The following is a 19792-nucleotide window of genomic DNA, read 5'->3' as shown; positions in this document are numbered from 1 at the left end:
GACGATGCCATGAAGACCTCGCCACGCCTCCTCCCGCTGCTGATCCTCGGCGGGCTCGCCAGCCCTGCCGCACACGCCAGCTTCGACTTCTTCTGCAGCCCCACCTGGGCGCTGGTGGAAGACAACCTGAACACCTGCAGCAACCTGCCCTTCCTCAGCCCGGGCAACGACAGCCGCGCCAACCTCAAGCTGCTGCTCGCCGATGCGGGCCGCCTGAGCCTGCCGAGCCCGCTGCAAGCATCCAGTGACTACGAAGGCGGCTACGCCCAGGCGCCCTTCGCCCTGGACATGCTCAACCCGGCCGCCCCGGAGAGCGAAGCCACCGAGGCGCCGACGGACGTGGACACCACCGCCACCGAGTCGGTCTCGCCGCGGGTGGAGAACCTGTCCCTGGCCCTGGAGCAGATCGGCGTGAAGCTGGAGGACGGCGCCCTGGCCGAACAGCAGTTCGCCGAAGGCGAAGGCAGCCGCTGCCGCACCAACAACCTGGACACCACCCAGGCCTTCGTCGAGCAGTTGGCCAGCACCAGCAGCCTGTCTGCCGAAGAGCGCAAGGCCCTGGCCATCAGCCGGGTGAACCTGCTGACCGTGTGTGGCGAAGGCGACCCGCAACCGGCCGACGTGCTGCCGACCGCCGGCACCGTCACCTCCGCCGACGGCCAGGCGTACCTCGCCTACCTGACGGGCGCCGACGCCTTCTACCGGGGTGACTTCGGCACAGCCCGCGAGCGCTTCACCCAACTGGCCGACAGCCCCCAGCCCTGGATCAAGGAAGCCGCCCTGTACCTGAAGGCCCGTGTCTCGCTGAACCAGGCCCAGGAAGGTGCGTTCGACGAATACGGCATCCCTGACCTGGCCAAGGTGGACCGCACCCTGCTGGACGCCAGCGACAACGAATTCAAGGCCTACCTCGCCGCCTACCCGGAAGGCGCCTACGCCGCCTCCGCACGCGGCCTGCTGCGCCGCATCTACTGGCTACTGGACGACAACCGTCGCTTCGCCGCCGAATTCGCCTGGCAGTTCGCCCAGGACGACGCCAAGCGCAACCTCGGCCTGCCCGAGCTGGTGGAAGAGTTGGACGTCAAGCTGCTGCCCGCGCTGAAGCCCGAGGACCTGCAGGACACTGCCCTGCTGGCCATGGCCGACCTGATGCGCCTGCGTCGCCCGGCCGAAGGCGAGCCGCCGCTGATCAGCCTGGAGCAACTGCAGGCACAGAAGCAGCGCTTCGCCGACCGCCCGGCGCTGCACGCCTACCTGGTCGCCGCCTGGCACTTCTACCGGGGCCACGATGCCGCCAAGGCCCTGGCGGCCCTGCCGGCGGAAGACCCGCAGGCGCGCCTGGACCTGGTCACCTTCAGCCAGGAAACCCTGCGCGGCCTGGCCCTGGAAGCCAAGGGGGATGCCGAAGGCGCCTACGCGCTCTGGCAGCGCCTGCTGCAACGCCAGCCCAGCGAGCTGCAGCGCGGCCAGCTGGAACTGGCCATCGCCCTCAACCGCTCCCGTGTGGGCCAGGTCGATGCCCTGTTCACCGCCGACTCGCCGGTGCGCACCGCGCCGATCCGGGAGATCCTCCTGCGCAACGTCGCCTCCGCCGACCTGCTGCGCCGCCAGGCGGTGGAAAGCGCCGCGCCGCAGCGCGAACGCGACACCGCACTGTTCACCCTGCTCTACAAGGACCTGGTGTTCGGCGACTACGCCGCCTTCCTCAAGGACCAGCCGCTGATCCCCTCCCCGGCGCCCAAGGTCGAGGACGGCAACGAGCTGGCGGTGGGTCGGTTCGCCTGGACCGGCCAGCAGGACGGCTATGCCTGCCCGAGCCTGACCGAGGTGGCCACCCGCCTGCAGGGCAACGCCAAGGACGCCCAGGCCGGCAACTGCCTCGGCGAGTTCATCCGCACCAACGGCTTCGACGGCTTCAGCCTCAACACCCAGCCGCCGAAGGACGAACTGGGCGGCTCGGCCAGCCAGTTCCCCGGCAAGCCGTACTCGCGCCTGGTCGGCTACATGGCGGTGATCGACGACGCCAAGGCCAGCGATGACGACCGCGCCTACGCCCTGTACCGCGCCGTGAACTGCTACGCCCCCGCCGGCTACAACACCTGCGACGGCCAGGACATCAGCAAGGCCCAGCGCAAGCAGTGGTTCCAGGCGCTGAAGACGCGCTACGCCAAGAGCCCCTGGGCCGAGGCGCTGAAGTACTACTGGTGATGCCCCTCGGGTTCGCCAGGCTCCTGGCCCTCGGCCTGATCCTGGCCAGCCCGCTGCTCGGCGCCAGCGAGCGGGTCGACGCCGCCGCCCACGATGCCTTCTGGCTGTGGAGCGGCGTGCGTCCGCAACCCCTGCTGGCCAAGGCCAAGACCCTCTACATCCTCCAGGGCCAGATCGACGGGCCGCGCCGTGCGGGCGATCCGGCGGCGCGCTTCATCGCCCAGGGCATGGCCGTGCCACGCCTGCGCCAGGGCGAGATCTGGGTGGTCTATCGCGCCCACACCCTGCGCTGGACCGAGGACGTGCACCGGACCCTGCTGGCCCAGCTGTCACGCTGGAAGCGTGCCGGCAACACCGTCACCGGCATCCAGATCGACTTCGACGCCGGCACCCTCTACCTGGCCGAGTACGCCGACTTCCTCCAGGGCCTGCGCCAGCGCCTGCCGCCCGAGTACCGCCTGAGCATCACCGGCCTGCTCGACTGGGGCAGCAACGGCGATCCCGAGGTGATCAACCGCCTGGCCCAGGTGGTGGACGAAGTGGTGGTGCAGACCTACCAGGGCCGCCACACCATCCCCGAGTACGGCCGCTACCTGCCGCGCGTGGCACGCCTGCGCCTGCCGTTCCGCATCGGCCTGGTGCAGAACGGTGAATGGCAGGCGCCCGACTACCTGGCAGCGAGCCCCTGGTTCAGGGGCTATGTGGTGTTCCTGCTGAATCCTTGAACGCGCCGGGATGTGAATCGGTCGAACCGTTGAGCAGTTGAATGGGCTGCACACGGGAAAGCCTCTGTTATACTCCGCGCTCCCGCCAGGCATTCGCCCGGACACTGGCCCTCCATTCCGCCAGTGGGACCGGACGGCACCGCGCTCCCCGTAGCGGCTGCTAAGGCCTGTACGAAAAGCATTTTTCGTCCAGTACCTCGCCAGGCTGACAAGTCCCCCGGGCCCAGCCCTAACTAGACAGGATCATCCATGTCCTTTGCCTCCCTCGGTCTCTCCGAGGCATTAGTCGGCGCGGTGGAAGCCGCCGGCTACGCCCAGCCCACTCCCGTGCAACAGCGGGCCATTCCCGCCGTGTTGCAAGGTCGCGACCTGATGGTTGCGGCGCAGACTGGCACTGGCAAGACCGGGGGCTTCGCCCTTCCGGTTCTCGAACGCCTCTTCCCCAACGGTCACCCGGACAAGTCCCACCGCCGCGCCGCGCGCCAGGCCCGGGTACTGGTCCTGACCCCGACCCGCGAGCTGGCTGCCCAGGTGCACGACAGCTTCAAGGTGTATGCGCGCGACCTGCCCCTGGCCAGCGCCTGCATCTTCGGCGGTGTCGGCATGAATCCCCAGGTGCAGGCCCTGTCCAAGGGCGTCGACGTGCTGGTGGCCTGCCCCGGCCGCCTGCTGGACCTGATGGGCCAGGGCAGCATCGACCTCTCCCACGTGGAGATCCTGGTGCTGGACGAAGCCGACCGCATGCTCGACATGGGCTTCATCCACGACGTCAAGAAGGTCCTCGCGCGCCTGCCTGCGCAGCGCCAGAACCTGCTGTTCTCGGCGACCTTCTCCAAGGACATCACCGACCTGGCGAACAAGCTGCTGCAAGACCCCGAGCGCATCGAGGTCACGCCGCCGAACACCACGGTCGAACGCATCGAGCAGCGCGTGTTCCGCCTGCCGGCCAACCAGAAGCGCGCCCTGCTGGCGCACCTGGTCACCGTCGGCGCCTGGGAACAGGTGCTGGTCTTCACCCGCACCAAGCACGGCGCCAACCGCCTGGCCGAGTACCTGGACAAGCACGGCCTGCCGGCCGCCGCGATCCACGGCAACAAGAGCCAGAACGCCCGCACCAAGGCCCTGGCCGACTTCAAGGCCAACGCCATCCGCATCCTCGTGGCCACCGACATCGCCGCGCGCGGCCTGGACATCGACCAGTTGCCCCACGTGGTCAACTACGAGCTGCCCAACGTCGAGGAAGACTACGTCCACCGCATCGGCCGTACCGGCCGTGCCGGGCGCAGTGGCGAGGCCATCTCGCTGGTGGCCCCGGACGAAGAGAAACTGCTCAAGGCTATCGAGCGCCTGACCAAGCAGCGCATCCCCGACGGCGACCTGCAGGGCTTCGATCCCTCCACCGTCGAGGCCGAGCGCCCCGAGGCCCGCCCGCCGAAGCCGGAGCGCAAGCCCCGCGCCGACAAGCCCAAGCGCGAGCCGAGCAACGGCGACAAGCCCCAGGCCGCCCAGACGGCTGCCGCCGATGGCGAAGGCAAGGCCAAGAAGAGCCGCAAGCGTCGCGGCAAAGGCAAGGGCAAGGCGGACGGCGCCCAGCCGCAGCAGCAGTCGGCGAACCCGGCCGGCAAGCAGAACTCCCGCCCTGCCGGCCCGCCGCCGGTCCCGAGGGACCGCGACCCGGAAGAGTTCCTGGACGATGACGTGGACAACTTCGGCAACCGCGCCGACTACGTCAGCCCGTACCAGGACAAGGGCCGCGGCCGTCGCGGCGGCAATGGTCAAGGCCAAGGCCAGGGCGCCCGCAGCAACGGCGGCGGCGGCGCTGGCAATGGCGGTCGCTCCCGCAACCAGGGTGGCGCCGGCGGCAGCGGTGGTGGCAATGGCCAGCGCCGTGGCGGCAGTGGCGGCCAGCGCGCCCAGGGCGGCGGCAACCAGGGTCGTCGGGAAGAACCCCGTCGTCGCGAGGAGCCGGCCGTTCAGGAGCCGCGCAAGCCAGCCCCGAAGATCATCCACAAGGAATCCCGCGCCGACCGTTTCCCGACGCCGGAGCAACTGGATGAGCTGAGCAACGGCAACCGGCCGCGCGGTGAGAAGCCCGCCCTGCTGACCCGCAACCGCTGACAGCAAGCCCCATTGAAAACGCCGGCCAAAGCCGGCGTTTTCATGTGCAGTGCCCGGTAACGCCAGGCCAACTGCCAGAAACAGAAACGCCGGCTTGCGCCGGCGTTTCCATTTCCTTGGGGAAGGTTACTTGCGCACACCTTCGAAGGAGATGATCAGCTCGACTTCCTGGGAAGCCGGGCCGAGGTCCTTCTGGATGTCGAAGTCCTTCAGCTTCAGGGTGGTGGTGCCTTCGAAACCGGCACGGTAGCCGCCCCACGGGTCGCTGCCTTCGCCGATGAACTTGGCCTTGATCACCACCGGCTTGGTCACGCCGTTGAGGGTCAGGTTGCCGGTCACGTCGGCGGTGCCTTCGCCGGTGGATTTCACACCGGTGGACTCGAAGGTGGCGGTCGGGTGCTTGCTGACGTTCAGGAAGTCACCGCTCTTGATGTGCTTGTCACGCTCGGCATGGTTGGTGTCGACACTGCCGGTCTTCAGCTCGACCTTCACCTTGCTGGCTTCGGGCGCCTTGGCGTCGAAGCTGAAGGTGCCGTCGAAGTCCTTGAAGGTGCCGTAGAGCCAGCTGTAGCCCAGGTGGCTGATCTTGAAGTTGACGAAGGCGTGCTGGCCCTGCTTGTCGATGACGTAGTCGGCAGCCATGGCCTGGCCAGCGAACAGGGCGGCACCGAGGGTCAGCGCGGCGAGGGATTTCTTCAGCATCGGTGTTTCTCCTTGTGAGGGTGCAGCGTTATTTGGCGGCGCGCCCGAGCATGCGGACCAGGGTGGCGTCGCGATCGATGAAGTGGTGCTTGAGGGCGGCCAGGGCATGCAGGCCGGCGAAGATCACCAGGCCCCAGGCGAGGTACTCGTGGACCACACCGGCCACGTCTTCCTGGTCGGGAATGGTGGTCAGGGTGGCGGGCACTTCGAACAGACCGAATACCTCGATGCCACGGCCATCGGCGGTGGAGATCAGGTAGCCGGAGATCATCAGGGCGAAGAGGCCGGCGTACAACGCCAGGTGGCCCAGCTTCGAACCCAGGCGGGTCATGCGGCCGTGATTGGCGGGTGCCGGCGGCGGCGGGCTCAGGAAGCGCCACACCAGGCGCAGGCCCATCACCAGGAACAGCAGCACGCCGATGCCCTTGTGGATATCCGGGGCGGTCTTGTACCAGCTGCTGTAGTAGTCCAGGCCGACCATCCACAGCCCCAGCCCGAACAGGCCGAAGACCACCAGGGCTACGCCCCAGTGCAGGAAAATGCTGATTGCGCCGAAGCGGTCGGAAGTGTTGCGCCACTGCATCAGGAAGGGTCCCTTGAAAACGAATGGCCACAAGCCTAGCGGCAAAAAGATCGAATTAAAGTAGAAAATGTCGCTTTGAAATATCGAGCAATACGATCATTGAAGACGACCCAGCGCGCCGAAAATTTAGCGATAGGACAGGCCTGACAGAGATGTCCGACGGCTGGCACAGCCGCCGGACGGGTGGAGGGGCGAGAGGATCAGAACAGCCAGGAGAAGAAGCCCTTCTTCTCCGACTTGGCGGCCTCGGCCTTGGCCGGGGCCGCAGGTGCAGCGGCGGCGACCGGTTCCACAGGCTCCAGCGGTTTGCCGGCGAACAGGTCGCGGGCCTGGCCGGCGGCGCGCTGGCCACTGCGCAGGGCGCCTTCCAGAGTGCCCGGGTAGAGGGCGTCGGTGTGCTCGCCGGCGAAGATCACCCGCTGCAGCGGCTTTTCCCACAGGCGCCAGTACTGGCTGATCTCGCCCGGGCCGTAGGCCAGGTAGGCGCCACCGGCCAGCGCATCCTTGCCATAGCGGCGGACCTCGAAGCCCTGGAACTGCTCGCGGGCACCGGGGAAGAACTTGTCCAGGCGGATCAGCACCTGGTCCACCATCTGCCGGTCACCGAAAGCCTGCAGCAGGCGCGCGCTGTCGCCGGAGATGTTCACCAGCAGGTTGGCGCCGCCCTTCAGGGCCGGCTCGACCCACAGCATGCCCAGGCCCTGGTCGCTGTAGACCTCGCCGGAAAGGCGGCTCTTGCCCCACACCGGCTTCTTGAACTTGAGCAGCAACTGGTCGCGCCAGCCGTAGTTGATGTCCTTCAGCGCCTTGAGCTGCAGCGCCGACAGCGCCGGGGTGAGGCTGATCTTGTCCATCGCCGGCAGCGGCACGGCCAGCACCACGTAGTCGGCACGGTAGCCGGCGCCGCCGACCTTCACGGTCACGCCGTCCTTGTCCTGGACGATGGCCGAGACGCGGGCGTTGGTCTTCACCGTCTTCAGCTTCTTCGCCACGGCCTGGGCCAGGGCCGCGCTGCCACCGGGCAGTCGCGCGGCGCGCAGGTCGCCTTCCGGCAGGCCCCGGTAGACGCGGGCCTGCTGGGCCAGGTAGAGCAGCGACAGGCGCGACGGCTCGTCGTAGCGGGAGCGGATGCGCTGGTCCACCAGGGCGCGGGCGGTGGGCGGCAGGGCCAGCTTGTCCAGCCAACGGGACGCGGTGATGGCGTCCAGGCTCTGCAGGGTGTGGTTGACCAGCGGCTTGAGCGGGTCCTCGATGGACGCGGCGAGGTCATCCAGGCTCTTGTCGAAGCGCTTCAGGCCCTCGACGGTGGAAGGCGCCTCCTTCAGCAGGTCGGCCTCGGTGAAGTAGCGGCCATTCACCAGGTAGCCGGGGGCGCGCACGTAGTCCGGCGCCGGGACGGTGCCGAGCTTGAAGTCCTTGAGGTAGGCATGCAGGGTCGGCTGCAGCTTGGCGGAGCCGATCCACTCGGTGGTGGCCAGGCCGGATCGGCCGCCGATGGACGGCTTGGCCTCCAGCAGGGTGACCTGCCAGCCCTGCTGCTGCAGTTCATAGGCCGCCGTCAGGCCGGCCATGCCGCCACCGACGACGATGGCAGCGGGTTGTTTCTCCTTGCCCTGCGCACCGGCGCAGAACAAACCGATCAGGATCAGCGCGCACCCGCGCAGCCAGGCAGCAGACATTGGTTCCCCCAAGGAAAAGCGAGCGTCTTTCAAATGGCGCGCAGGATACGCCAGGCGCCCCCGGCCCACCAGAGAACCCCGTCGGCGATGTGCCGGATCGGCCGGCTTGTCCATCTCACCCCTATTGCATAGGCTTCCCCGACCTTTCCGGAGACCGACCATGGGCCAAAACGCCGACTGGATGCAGCGCGACCTCGCCGTGCTGTGGCACCCCTGTACCCAGATGAAGGACCACGAGCGCCTGCCGGTGGTACCGATCCGCCGTGGCGAGGGCGTGTGGCTGGAGGACTTCGAAGGCAAGCGCTACCTGGACGCGGTCAGCTCCTGGTGGGTCAACGTGTTCGGCCACGCCAACCCGCGCATCAACCAGCGCATCAAGGACCAGGTCGAGCAACTGGAGCACGTCATCCTCGCCGGCTTCAGCCACCAGCCGGTGATCGAGCTGTCCGAGCGCCTGGTGAAGCTCACGCCCCAGGGCCTGGACCGGGTCTTCTATGCCGACAACGGCTCCTCGGGCATCGAGGTGGCGCTGAAGATGAGCTACCACTTCTGGCGCAACCAGGGCCTGGAGCGCAAGAAGCGCTTCGTTACCCTGACCAACAGCTACCACGGTGAAACCGTCGCGGCGATGTCGGTGGGCGACGTGGCGCTGTTCACCGAAACCTACAAATCCCTGCTGATGGACACCCTCAAGGTGCCGACCCCGGACTGCTACCTGCGCCCGGAAGGCGTCAGCTGGGAGGCCCATTCGCGGGCCATGTTCGTCCACATGGAGCAGACCCTCGCCGAGCACCACGAAGAGGTCGCCGCCGTGATCGTCGAGCCGCTGATCCAGGGCGCCGGCGGCATGCGCATGTACCACCCGATCTACCTCACGCTGCTGCGCGAGGCCTGCGACCGCTACGGCGTGCACCTGATCCATGACGAGATCGCCGTCGGCTTCGGCCGCACCGGCACGATGTTCGCCTGCGAGCAGGCCGGCATCGCCCCGGACTTCCTGGTGCTCTCCAAGGCACTCACCGGCGGCTACCTGCCGATGGCCGCCGTGCTCACCTCGGAGGCCGTCTACCAGGGGTTCTACGACGACTACCAGACCCTGCGCGCCTTCCTCCACTCGCACACCTACACCGGCAACCCGCTGGCCTGCGCCGCCGCCCTGGCGACCCTGGACATCTTCGAGCAGGACAACGTCATCGAGGCCAACCGCGCCCTGGCCACGCGCATGGCCAGCGCCACCGCACACCTGGCCGACCACGCCCACGTCGCCGAGATCCGCCAGACCGGCATGGTGCTGGCCATGGAGATGGTCCAGGACAAGGCCAGCCGCACGCCCTACCCCTGGCAGGAGCGCCGTGGCCTGAAGGTGTTCCAGCACGCCCTGGAGCGCGGCGCCCTGCTGCGCCCGCTGGGCAACGTGGTGTACTTCCTGCCGCCCTACGTGATCACCCCGGAGGAGATCGACTTCCTCGCCGAGGTGGCCAGCGAAGGCATCGACATCGCCACCCGTGACGGGGTGAGCGTGGCCGTCGCCGCCGACCTGCACCCCAATCACCGCGATCCGGGCTAGCAGGCGGTTTAACGGCGGGCGGCGAAGCGGGTAAGCTTGCGGCTTTCCCTCTTCAGCCCGCCGAATCCATGCGCCTTTCCCGCTTTTTCATCGACGCCGCCCTCGCCCTCGGGCAACACGCCCTGCCCGAAGCCCAGGCCCACTACATCGGTCGCGTGCTGCGGCTGGCCGAAGGTGATGCCGTCCAGCTGTTCGACGGTTCAGGCCAGGAATTCATAGGCGAACTGGTGGAGGTCGGCAAGAAAAGCGTCCGCGTCGAACTGCGCGAAGCCTTTGCCGGCCTGGCCGAGTCGCCGTTGCGGGTCCACCTCGGCCAAGGCCTGTCCCGGGGCGAGCGCATGGACTGGGCCATCCAGAAGGCCACCGAGCTGGGCGTGGCGGAGATCACCCCCCTGGTGAGCGAGCGCTGCGAAGTGCGCCTGAAGGATGAACGCGCCGACAAGCGCCTGGCCCACTGGCGCCAGGTGGCCATCAGCGCCTGCGAGCAATGCGGCCGCTCGGTGCTGCCGGTGATCCACCCACCGGTGACGCTGGGGGAGTGGCAGAAGCAGGTGGAGGCGGACCTCAAGCTGGTCCTGCACCCGGTGGCCGAGCCCCTGGCCAGCCATGCACGACCAGCCACGCTGGCGTTCCTCATCGGCCCGGAGGGCGGGCTGTCCGACGCCGAAGTGGAAGCGGCCCAGCAGCAAGGCTTCCAGGCGGCACGCATGGGCCCACGCGTACTGCGCACGGAAACCGCGCCGGTGGTGGCGCTGAGCGTCGCCCAGCAGTTGTGGGGGGATTTCTAAGGGGACAGGCCGGCTCAGCGGCTCAGATCAGGCCGGCGTCCGCCAGGAGTTGCTCCAGACCGACCAGGTCCGGGATCTTGGCGATGCCGTCCTCCAGCTGCACCGAACCCAGCTCCAAGGGTAGCAGCTCGGCATTGGCCGAGGGCAGGTCGGTGTCGACCTTGAGGGAGCGCGGAATGCCCTGCACCAGCAGGGCGATGAACTTCACATGGGCACGGCTGCCCAGGGCGTTGAGCACCACCACCCGCGCGCTGGAGCCCACCTGGGGCTGGCCACCGCTGGCGGCTTCGAACGACAGCAGGGGCAGGCGCAGGTCGCGCCAGGCCACCTGACCGAGGAACCAGGCCGGCATCCCGGCGGACGCCTGGGGCGCCCGGTAGGGGATCAGCTCCGCCACCGCCACGTTGGGTACCAGCAGGGTGCGGTCGGTCAGCGACAGCAGCAGCCCGGTCAGGCTGTTGGCGCTCTGGGTGTTGGCGACGGCTTGGCTCATGGCGTTTCCTTCAACGATTCTTCAAGACCACCGGCGGCGCGTCAGGCGCACTGCTCGGCCAGGTGGTTCACCAGCGCCTGGGCCAGCTCGCGCGGGTCGGCACTGAAACTGCTGTAGCCGCCTTCACGCAGGCTGTCGGGCATGCTCGAACAGACGCAGCTCTCGGCCCGCTGGGTCCAGATCGGCGCACCCTGGCGACGCACGTAGGCCGCTGCGGCGCTGCCATCGCTGCCCATGCCGCTGAAGGCGATCACGCCGCACTGCTCGCCGAAGTGCTGGGCGAGGTTGAGCATGATCTGGTCGATGGACGGGCTGTAGGGCTCGGGCCAGGGGCGGTTGCCCATGAGCATCGCGCCGTCTTCGGCGAAGGTCAGCTCCTGGGCGATCGGCACCACCACCACCTCGCCGGCGCGCACGTGGTCGCCGGGGCGGGCCAGGTTGACCGGCCACTGGCTGTGGCGGCCGACGGCCTGGGGCAGGATGCTTTCGAAGGCGGGATCGATGTGCTGGGCGTAGAGGAAACCCACCGGCAGGCCGCCGGGCAGTGCATCAAGGAAGGCCTTGACCGCCGCCGGACCTCCAAGGGACGCGGCCAGCAGCCAGACCTGGCGCGCCGGCTCGCCCGCCACCAGCGGGGTGTCCGCCAGGGCACGCGGCAGGTCCAGGCGGGCGGGGCGCTGGGCCTCGGCCATCAGGGCCTCCAGGCTCGGGCCGACCGCCACGGCGGGGTCCCCCACCAGGCGCTTGAGCTTGCCGAACAGGCGGCGCTCCCAGCGCGGGTAGTTTTCCGAATGGCGTTCCGGGGCGTGCCCTTCGCCGAACAGCACCGGGGCGCTGGCGCGCTCCAGCAGGCTGTCCACCAGTGGCGAATCTTCCGACTGGGCCAGGTCCACCAACCAGAGGTCGGCGTCGCAGGCGCTCAGGGCGTCGTCGTCGAGGCGGGCCGGGTCACTGTTGAGGATCACCTGGTAGCCGTTGCCGACCAGCGCCTGCTGCAGCACATGGCGCTGCAGCGAGGTGTCGGCGATGACGGCGATGCGTGCAGAGGTTTTCTCAGTCATGTCCCTTGACCAGTCGCTGGATGGTTTCAAGCAGCAGGGACTCCTGGTACGGCTTGCCCAGGTAGTCGTTCACGCCGATGGCCATCGCCCGCTCGCGGTGTTTCTCGCCGGTACGGGAGGTGATCATGATGATCGGCAGGTCCTTCAAGCTCGCGTCGTGGCGCACCAGGGTGGCCACTTCGAAGCCGTCCATGCGCGGCATCTCGATGTCCAGCAGCATGACGTCGGGGCGGTGTTCCTGCAGCTGGGCGATGGCGTCCACCCCGTCCTTGGCCGTCAGCACGTTCATGCCGTTGCGTTCCAGCAGGCGGCTGGTGACCTTGCGCACGGTGACCGAGTCGTCCACCACCATGACCACCGGCGGGCGGTCGTGGTCCAGCTCCGCCGGCAGGGCGGCCTGGCTGGTGGTGCGCGGCAGCATCTGCACCTGATGGGCGTGGCGGGCGCGGATGGTCGCCAGCAGGTCGAGAATCACCACCACGCGGCCGTCCCCGAGGATGGTGGCACCGGAGATGCCCTGCACCCCGGCGAACTGCGGGCCGAGGCCCTTTACCACGATCTCGCGGGAGCCGGCCAGGGCGTCCACCTGAACGGCCACGGCGTGCTCGGTGGAACGCACCAGGATCACCGGCAGTGGCAGGCTCTGGCCCACCAGCTTGGGATGCTGGCCATTGTTCAGCAGGTCGCCCAGGTACTTCAGCTCATAGGCCTGGCCGGCGTACTCGAAGCGCGGTGCATCCGGCTGGTAGTAGGCCTCCAGCTCATACGGGGACACCCGCACGATACCTTCGATGGTGTTCAGCGGGATGGCGTAGAGGTCTTCGCCGGAGAGCACCATCAGCGCGCGGTTCACCGACACGGTGAACGGCAGGCGGATGAGGAAGCGCGAGCCCTCGCCCGGGGTCGACTCGATGCTCATGGAGCCACCGAGCTGCTTGACCTCGGAGTGCACCACGTCCATGCCCACGCCACGCCCGGAGATCTGCGTGACCTTCTCGGCGGTGGAGAAGCCGGCCTCGAGGATGAACTGCAGCACCTCGTGGTCGGAGAGCTGGGAGTCGGCATCCATCAGCCCGCGCTCGATGGCCTTGCGGCGTACGGCGTCGAGGCGGATGCCGCCACCGTCGTCGGACAGGGTCAGGAGGATGTCGCCACCCTCGCGGCCCAGGGTCAGGCGGATGGTACCGGCGTCGGGCTTGCCGGCGGCGCGGCGCAGTTCGACCGGCTCGATGCCGTGGTCGACGGCGTTGCGCAGCATGTGCTCCAGGGGCGCGACGATGCGCTCAAGCACGGTCCGGTCCATTTCGCCCTCGGCGTTGCCGACGAGGAATTCCACCTGCTTGCCCAGCTCGCTGGCCACCTGGCGCACGATGCGGCGCAGGCGCGGTACGAGGCGGTCGAAGGGCACCATGCGGGTCCGCATGAGGCCTTCCTGCAGCTCGGTGTTGACCCGTGCCTGTTGCAGCAGCAGGGTCTCGGCGTCGCGGTTACGCGCGGCCAGGGTTTCCTTCAGGTCCAGCAAGTCGGACGCGGACTCGAACAGTGCGCGGGAGAGCTGCTGCAGCTGGGAGTGGCGGTCCATTTCCAGCGGGTCGAAGTCCTCGTAGCCGGCGCGCTCGGCCTCGGCCTGGTAGCGGCTGAGGATCTGCGCCTGGGTCTCGGTGTCGAGGCGGCGGAGCTGGTCACGTACCCGCTCGATGGTGGATTCCATCTCGCTCAGGGTGAAGCTGAAGTCGCTCACCTGCTGCTCGACACGGCCCCGGAAGATCGACGTTTCACCCGCCAGGTTGACCAGGCCTTCCAGCAGGTCGGCCGGGACCTTGACCATTTCCTGCGGCGCACGACGTGCGGCGGCATCCTGGGCGGCTTCCTGGGCCTTGAGCACGAACGGCAGGACCTTGTCCTCGGTCACCGCCACCGGCACGGCGCTCGCCGCCACGATGGGGGCTGCGAGGGTCGGCTGGGGCGCCGGCTCATGGATCTCGGCAGGCGCTTCGGGCTCGTCCGCCAGGCTGGCGTCCAGGCGCTGGCGCAGCTGGTCCAGCTCGGCCTGCAGGCCTTCGAAGCCGGACTGCACGTCGAGGAACAGGCTTTCGGGCCAGGGCGCACCCTGTTGCAGCGCCTCGGTCAGGTGCTGTTCCAGGTCGTGGCTGAGGTCGCCCAGGCGTTTCTGGCCGGCCAGGCGCGCACCGCCCTTGAGGGTGTGCAGCAGGCGCAGGAGGTCGTCGATCTGGGCGCTGTCGTCGCGGTTCTCTTCCCAGCGGCCGATGGTGCGCTCCATCGCCTCCAGCAGGTCATCACCCTCTTCGAGGAAGATGTCGAGGATGTCGGCTTCCGCCTCATCGTCCTCCACCACGGGCGCGGCGACAGGCTGCAGGTGCACGCTGGAGGGCATGCTCAGTTGTTCGTCGGGGTTGGCACGGAAGCGGCGGATCGCCTCGATCAGCACGCTGCCATCCGGCACCGCGCGCTTGTCGCGCACGGCTTCGAGCATCTCGGCAAGGCGGTCGTGGCAGGACTGCAGCAACCCGAACAGCGTCGGGCTGGCACGCAGGCGGCCGCCACAGAGGCCTTCGTAGAGAAATTCCAGTTCGTGGGCGAGGTCGCCGATCTCGCGGATCTCGGCCATGCGCGCACCACCCTTGAGGGTGTGCAGGTCGCGTTGCAGGGCCTCGACTTCCAGCAGGTTGTCGACGTCCTCCATCCAGCGTTGCAAGGCGTTGCCGGCGCTTTCGATGATGTCGAAGCCTTCCTCGAGGAAGATTTCCACCAGTTCGGGATCACGGTCATCGAAGGCGCTGTGGACCGGCTCGCTCACCACCGGAGCCGGCGCAACCGGCTCGACCGGGGCGGGCGTCTCGGCCACCTCGGGCAGCGCCAGCTCGATGCTCGGCTCGTCGTCCACCTCCGGCAGCGCCGGGGCTTCATCCACCGGCAGCCATTCGGCGTCCAGCTCGGGCTCGGGCTCGGGCTCGGGCTCGGGCTCGGGCTCGGGAGAAAGTGTGGCTTCGGCTTCGGCTTCGGCTTCGGCTTCGGCTTCGGCTTCGGCTTCGGCTTCGGCTTCGGCTTCGGCTTCGGCTTCGGCTTCGGGGGCAGGCGACAGGTCGCCTTCGGTCTCGTCAAGCAGCCAGGCCTCGGCCTCGGCGCTTTCCACGAGCGCCGGCTCGTCGGTCTCCGGCAGGGGCAGGTCTTCCAGCACCAGCGGGGCGTCGGGCTCGTCGAGGGTCGGCAACGGCAGGACGTCATCGTCCAGCTCAGGCAGGCCGGCATCCAGTTCGAGGGGCGCTTCGGACACCTCATCCGGCAACGCAGGCGCTTCCGCTTCTGCCTCTGCCGGCGGGGCGATGACCTCATTCACCGGGGCCTCGGCCACCGGCGCGACGGGCAGGCTTACCGTGCCGCCTTGGCGAAACGCACGAATCGCTTGGATCAGCGCCTCCGGGTTGCGCAGTGGTTGGCGTGCCTGGAGCTGGTCGAGCATCACGGCCAGGTCGTCATGGCTGGCCTGGAGCAGGCCGGCCAATGCCGGGGAATGGTTGAAGCGACGGTCCACCAGCCCTTCGTAGAGGGATTCGAGTTCGTGGGCGAGGTCGCCGATGGGGGCGATCTCGGCCATGCGCGCGCCACCCTTGAGGGTGTGCAGGTCACGCTGCAGCGAGTGCAGCGGCGCGTGGTTGTCCGGCTCGTCGAGCCAGCGTTCCAGCGCCTGGCCGGAGCTTTCCAGGATGTCCACGGCCTCTTCGAGGAAGATGGAAACCATCTCCTCGTCGAGGTTCTCGTAGGCCAGCGGTGCGGCGGCCGGTTCGACCGCGGCGACCGGGACGGGCACCGGCTCGATGGCCTCGGTGGGCTCGTCGAGCAGCTCCGGCAGGGTGACCGGTTCAAGGGCCGGCACTTCATCCAGTTCGGGCAGCGGCGGCAGTGCGTCGTCGTCCGCGAGCGTCAGCTCGGCTTCGGCGGCGGGCGGCAGCGGCTGGTCCGGCTCTTCGACCCGCAGTCCGGTGTCGCGGTCCATGTCCAGCAGCGCGAGGGCTGCCGGATCGACGGCCTGCTGGAGCAGGTCGCGCAGGGCCTGGACCCGCTCCGGCTGGGGGGTGACCTGAAGGGCCGCGGCGACCTGGTCCATCATGCTGATCAGCGCTTCGTGGGCCCGTTCGGCCTCGTCGAAGAAGCGTTCGCTGACCGGCAGGCTGCCTTCCTCGACAGCACCGTAGGTGTCCAGCAGGGCTTCGCAGAGCTCTTCGATCTGCGGCAGCTCGGCCATCTCGGCGCCACGGCCGAGGGTGTTCAGTTCTTCCAGCAGGGCGCCCAGTTCCTGGCGCTCGGAGGGGTGCTCGCGCCAGCGGCGCAGCAGATCCTCGGCATCCAGGAGGATATCCATGCCTTCGGCGAGGAAGATGGAGATCAGTTGCGGGTCGCGCCCGGCCTGGCCCTGCTCGCCCAGGCGAGCGGCTTCGGCCGCGCCGATGCGCTCGGCATGCAGGCGCTGGACGCGTTCGAGGAAGGCCTCGGTCCCGGGGATCGGGCGCAGCGGTGCGGTTTCCAGCTGCTCCAGTCCGATGCGGAACAGTTGCTCGGCATCGCGCAGCAGTTCGGCATCCACCAGGTCCATCTGGATCAGGTTGGTCTTGTATTCCTTGGCCAGCTTTTCCAGCGGCATGGCGATGGCGGCGATCGGCAGGATGCCGGCCATGTGCGCACTGCCCTTGAGGGTGTGCAGGGCGCGCTGGAGGTTGTCGGTCACCGGCTGCGGCAGGGACTGCGCGCAATCGGCGAGGAAGCCGACGAGGGTTTCCAGGTGGGCTTCGGCCTCGTTGCGGAAGATGTCCAGCAACTGCGGGTCGAGCGGCTCTTCATCGGTCGACGCGCTGGAGGCAACGGTCGGCGCGGCCACTTCGGGCTGAGAAGGAAGCTCGCCCACGGGCTCGGCAGCCTGTACGGAGACCGGGGCTTCAGATTTTGGGAGGCGCTGCCCCTTGGCCAGGGCGTGCGCCTCGGCGGCCAGGTGGTCGACATCGTCCCGCTGGCGCTGGGCCTTGGCGGCGAATTCGTCCACCAGTTGCGGCAGCAGGGCGACCACGTCGTTGACCACGCCTTTGACGTCTTCATCCGGCTGGATGCTGCGGTCGAGTACGCGGTTGAGCAGGTTCTCGATGGACCAGGACAGCTCGCCGATGACCAGCGCGCGGACCATGCGGCCGCTGCCCTTGAGGGTGTGGAAGGCACGGCGGACTTCGGTCAGCGCATCCTTGTCGTCCGTATTGGCACACCAGCGCGGCAGGTAGTCGCCGATGGTCTCCAGCACTTCGCCGGCCTCTTCGATGAAGACTTCCAGCAGCTCGTCGTCCACCGGCTCTTCGTCGGCAGGCGGCGGCAGCAGGCTGGGCGGGACCTCGCCAGCGGGCGGGTTGATGGGCTGCACCGGGGCGGCCATGACATCGGCCATGGACAGCGCGCGGGGCGCTTCCTCGACCGGGGCGGCGACGGGCTCCAGCGGAGCGGAAGGCAGGTCGACCTCCGGCAGGTCGAGGCCGCTCAGCTCCACGTCGTCCCAGTTGGGGGTGGACTCGGGCAGCGGCTCGAGGCTGAGGGGCTCGTCCAGCATCGGTTCAAGGGGCTCGGCAGCCGGCAGCGGCTCAAGGGCCTCGAGGTCGAAGGAGGCGAAGGGCTCGTCGGCCGGCTTGGGCTGATCGAGGGATTCCAGCTCCAACGGGGCGTCGAGGCTGAAGTCGATGACCTCGGGGGCCTGGACCTCCGGCTCGCCGAGGTTCCAGTTGTCATCGGAGACCAGCAGCGTCGGCGCGTCATCGGCCTTCAGCTCGGTGGTCTCGAAGCTGTCGAGGGAGCCCAGCTCAAGGGGCTCGTCCAGCAGCGGCTGGGCCTCCAGCTCGGGCAGCGGCTCCAGTTCGGGCAGTGCGTCGAAGGCTACCGGCTCGGCGCTGTCCAGCGGTTCGAGTTCAGGCAGGGCATCCAGTGCGGGGGCCTCTTCCACCGGGGCGGAAGGCTCGGCGAAATCGGCATCGAGCGTGATTTCCGGCTCGGCCGGCTGGGGTTCGAAGGCCAGGGGCTCGACCGGCTCGGGCGCTTCCTCGGCGAGGACTTCGATCTCCTCCACCGGGTCGGCCAGCGGAGCGGGCTCTTCGGCCTGGAACTCCGGGAGATCGAGGATGGAGGGCTTGGCCTTGAGCGGGTAGCCCAGGTTCTCCAGGCTCTCCTCGGCCACGTCGAGGATCATGTCGCCTTGGGTGGCGTGGTCCTCGGAGAGGCGCTCCAGGTAGTACTCGACACTGGTGATGGCGTCGGCCAGGGTGTCCAGGCTCTGCCAGTTGGGCACGGCCTTGCGGGCCAGGAGCTGTTCCTGGATATAGCGGTTGCAGGCTTCCAGCAGGGCAGCGGCGCGGGCCAGGGGGATCATCGCCAGGCCGCCACGGACCTGGGTCAGCAGGTCGGGCACGCGGGCCAGGTGCTCGTGGTTCCACTGGGAGGCGATGAACTCGATGATCGCGTCCTTGGCCTGTTCGAGACCATTGCGCGCTTCCTTGATCACCAGTTGGTGGATCTGCGCCACGTCGGTGGTGGGCAGGTGGCTCTCTTCACGGGAACCGTCATCGGCCGGGCCGACCATGCCGGCGAGGGTCGCCTCGACGTACAGCAGGGCGCCGGCGACGTCCATGAGAACGGCGTCGTTGGGCTCGCGCTGGCCGAGGGACAGGCTGTGGATGACGTCAATCTGGTCGAGGATGACCCGGCGCGGTTGGCCGAAGCCGAGCACGGCCAGGGTGTCAGCGATCTGCTTGAGGGGCGCGAGCAGGGCATCCAGCTCGGTGACGCCGCGGCGGTCGCTGCGCACGAAGATGTCGAGGCTGTCCTTGACGCGGACCAGTTCCTCGCAAAGGGCGGTGACCACCGAGCGCATGGCGTCGCGGTCGGGGCCGGCCAGGCGGGCACGCTCCTCGTCCACCACGTCGGTGTCGGGCAGGGCTTCGTCGAGACGGTACTGTTCCTTGAGGGCACGGATGCGCGGCGACTGGGCCGGGGCCTTGGCGATGTAGAACAGCAGGTTCTTGACCAGTTCGTCCGGGGCCGGCTGGTTGATGCCATCGGCGCCCTGGTCGACCAGGCGCTTGAGTTCCTTGTCGATCTGGCGCAGCAGGGTGCGGACGGAGGTGCCGTTGACCACGCTGCCATTGGCCAGGCCTTCGACCATGCCGGAGGCGATGGGCCACAAGGTGCCCAGCGGGGCTTCCTTGCACAGCGATTCGAGGCGGGCGAAGACGCGGGCCATGTAACCGAGGTTGGTGGCCAGGTCCTGGCCACGGATGATCCCCACCAGGGCCATCTGCAGCATCTGCCGCAGCTTGCGCAGCAGTACCGGCAGTTCGGCGGTGCGCATGCGGGCCAGCGCATCCACCGAGAGCGCGGGGGTGCGGCTGGAGAGATCGGGGGAGAACAGGCTGGTTTCGGACAGCAGCTTCTCGCCACGGGCGGCGCGCAGGTCGTTGAGCAGCGGCAGGACGACCATGGGCAGGTCACGGCGCGCGCTCTGGATGCGATCCAGGTAGACCGGCAACTGCAGGATGGCCTGCATGAGCACTTCCAGGGCTTCGCCCTGGTTGGTCACGCGGCCTTCCATCAGTGCCTGGGCGAGCTGCTCCATTTCCTCGGCGAGCAGGGCCGCGCCGTAGAACTCGACCATCTGCAGGGTGCCGTGGACCTGGTGCACGTAGGTCTGGCAGAAACGCATGCGCGTCGGGTCCTGGGTGTTCTCGACGAACGCCTCCAGGGCCTGGCGGGCCTGCTTCAGGGTTTCCGCGATCTCGCCCTTGACCCACTCCAGGGCGACATAATCGTGCCGATCACTCATAGCC

The 19792-nt window shown here is 68.5% G+C and carries 10 protein-coding genes and 1 pseudogene; 5 read left to right on the top strand and 6 right to left on the bottom strand.

What is annotated here, in order from left to right; all coding sequences use genetic code 11:
* Window positions 1-9 precede the first annotated feature (9 nt).
* From BM198_RS01465 to BM198_RS01455, 3 genes are all read left to right on the top strand, one after another.
* Window positions 10-2208 carry a PA5441 family protein gene (locus BM198_RS01465; RefSeq protein WP_074967225.1) on the top strand — a complete coding sequence of 733 codons (2199 nt, stop codon included), beginning with the start codon at window positions 10-12 and terminating at the stop codon, window positions 2206-2208.
* Window positions 2208-2933 (top strand): DUF3142 domain-containing protein, encoded by a 726-nt coding sequence (locus tag BM198_RS01460; RefSeq protein ID WP_074967222.1) that lies wholly within the window; start codon window positions 2208-2210, stop codon window positions 2931-2933. The genes BM198_RS01465 and BM198_RS01460 overlap by 1 nt, the downstream gene beginning before the upstream one ends.
* Before the next feature lie 249 nt (window positions 2934-3182).
* A complete protein-coding gene (locus BM198_RS01455) occupies window positions 3183-5051 on the top strand; it encodes an RNA helicase RhlE2 (protein ID WP_074967220.1) in 1869 nt (622 codons plus the stop codon).
* A 126-nt stretch (window positions 5052-5177) separates the two neighbouring features.
* On the opposite strand, the gene BM198_RS01450 is transcribed toward BM198_RS01455, so the two are convergent.
* The 3 genes and pseudogenes from BM198_RS01450 to BM198_RS01440 all read right to left on the bottom strand — a co-directional run.
* Window positions 5178-5753: a YceI family protein gene (locus BM198_RS01450; RefSeq protein ID WP_044403540.1), complete on the bottom strand. Its 576-nt coding sequence runs from the start codon at window positions 5751-5753 to the stop codon at window positions 5178-5180.
* Window positions 5754-5781: 28 nt separating this feature from the next.
* Window positions 5782-6336 carry a cytochrome b gene (locus tag BM198_RS01445; RefSeq protein ID WP_074967218.1) on the bottom strand — a complete coding sequence of 185 codons (555 nt, stop codon included), beginning with the start codon at window positions 6334-6336 and terminating at the stop codon, window positions 5782-5784.
* A gap of 203 nt (window positions 6337-6539) precedes the next feature.
* A pseudogene (locus tag BM198_RS01440) lies at window positions 6540-8015 on the bottom strand (flavin monoamine oxidase family protein); the annotation flags it as partial.
* A 160-nt stretch (window positions 8016-8175) separates the two neighbouring features.
* Between BM198_RS01440 and BM198_RS01435 the strand changes: the two are divergent.
* Window positions 8176-9582, top strand: coding sequence for an adenosylmethionine--8-amino-7-oxononanoate transaminase (locus BM198_RS01435; RefSeq protein WP_074967216.1), 1407 nt, complete (start codon window positions 8176-8178; stop codon window positions 9580-9582).
* A 68-nt stretch (window positions 9583-9650) separates the two neighbouring features.
* Window positions 9651-10370: a 16S rRNA (uracil(1498)-N(3))-methyltransferase gene (locus tag BM198_RS01430; RefSeq protein WP_074967214.1), complete on the top strand. Its 720-nt coding sequence runs from the start codon at window positions 9651-9653 to the stop codon at window positions 10368-10370.
* Between the two features lie 22 nt (window positions 10371-10392).
* Here BM198_RS01430 and BM198_RS01425 read toward each other — a convergent pair whose 3' ends face one another.
* From BM198_RS01425 to BM198_RS01415, 3 genes are read right to left on the bottom strand one after another with little or no spacing between them, the layout of a single operon-like run.
* Entirely contained in the window at window positions 10393-10863 is a 471-nt protein-coding gene (locus BM198_RS01425; protein ID WP_044403550.1) for a chemotaxis protein CheW, read from the bottom strand.
* A gap of 41 nt (window positions 10864-10904) precedes the next feature.
* Complete coding sequence (locus tag BM198_RS01420) at window positions 10905-11924, bottom strand: chemotaxis protein CheB (protein ID WP_044403551.1); 1020 nt, start codon at window positions 11922-11924, stop codon at window positions 10905-10907.
* Complete coding sequence (locus tag BM198_RS01415; RefSeq protein WP_074967212.1) at window positions 11917-19788, bottom strand: Hpt domain-containing protein; 7872 nt, start codon at window positions 19786-19788, stop codon at window positions 11917-11919. Before BM198_RS01415 ends, BM198_RS01420 begins: the two co-directional genes overlap by 8 nt.
* Window positions 19789-19792 lie beyond the last annotated feature (4 nt).

The sequence above is a fragment of the Metapseudomonas otitidis genome, assembly GCF_900111835.1.
GTDB lineage: Bacteria > Pseudomonadota > Gammaproteobacteria > Pseudomonadales > Pseudomonadaceae > Metapseudomonas > Metapseudomonas otitidis.
The sequence above is the reverse complement of the archived record's forward strand: the minus strand, read 5'-3'. Positions and strand labels throughout refer to the sequence as shown.

Bases quoted from the DNA above. Each gene is read 5' to 3' on its own strand.
- BM198_RS01430 (WP_074967214.1), top strand. From the start codon at position 9,651: ATGCGCCTTTCCCGCTTTTTCATCGACGCCGCCCTCGCCCTCGGGCAA.
- BM198_RS01415 (WP_074967212.1), bottom strand. From the start codon at position 19,788: ATGAGTGATCGGCACGATTATGTCGCCCTGGAGTGGGTCAAGGGCGAG.
- BM198_RS01465 (WP_074967225.1), top strand. From the start codon at position 10: ATGAAGACCTCGCCACGCCTCCTCCCGCTGCTGATCCTCGGCGGGCTC.
- BM198_RS01450 (WP_044403540.1), bottom strand. From the start codon at position 5,753: ATGCTGAAGAAATCCCTCGCCGCGCTGACCCTCGGTGCCGCCCTGTTC.
- BM198_RS01435 (WP_074967216.1), top strand. From the start codon at position 8,176: ATGGGCCAAAACGCCGACTGGATGCAGCGCGACCTCGCCGTGCTGTGG.
- BM198_RS01420 (WP_044403551.1), bottom strand. From the start codon at position 11,924: ATGACTGAGAAAACCTCTGCACGCATCGCCGTCATCGCCGACACCTCG.
- BM198_RS01460 (WP_074967222.1), top strand. From the start codon at position 2,208: ATGCCCCTCGGGTTCGCCAGGCTCCTGGCCCTCGGCCTGATCCTGGCC.
- BM198_RS01455 (WP_074967220.1), top strand. From the start codon at position 3,183: ATGTCCTTTGCCTCCCTCGGTCTCTCCGAGGCATTAGTCGGCGCGGTG.
- BM198_RS01425 (WP_044403550.1), bottom strand. From the start codon at position 10,863: ATGAGCCAAGCCGTCGCCAACACCCAGAGCGCCAACAGCCTGACCGGG.
- BM198_RS01445 (WP_074967218.1), bottom strand. From the start codon at position 6,336: ATGCAGTGGCGCAACACTTCCGACCGCTTCGGCGCAATCAGCATTTTC.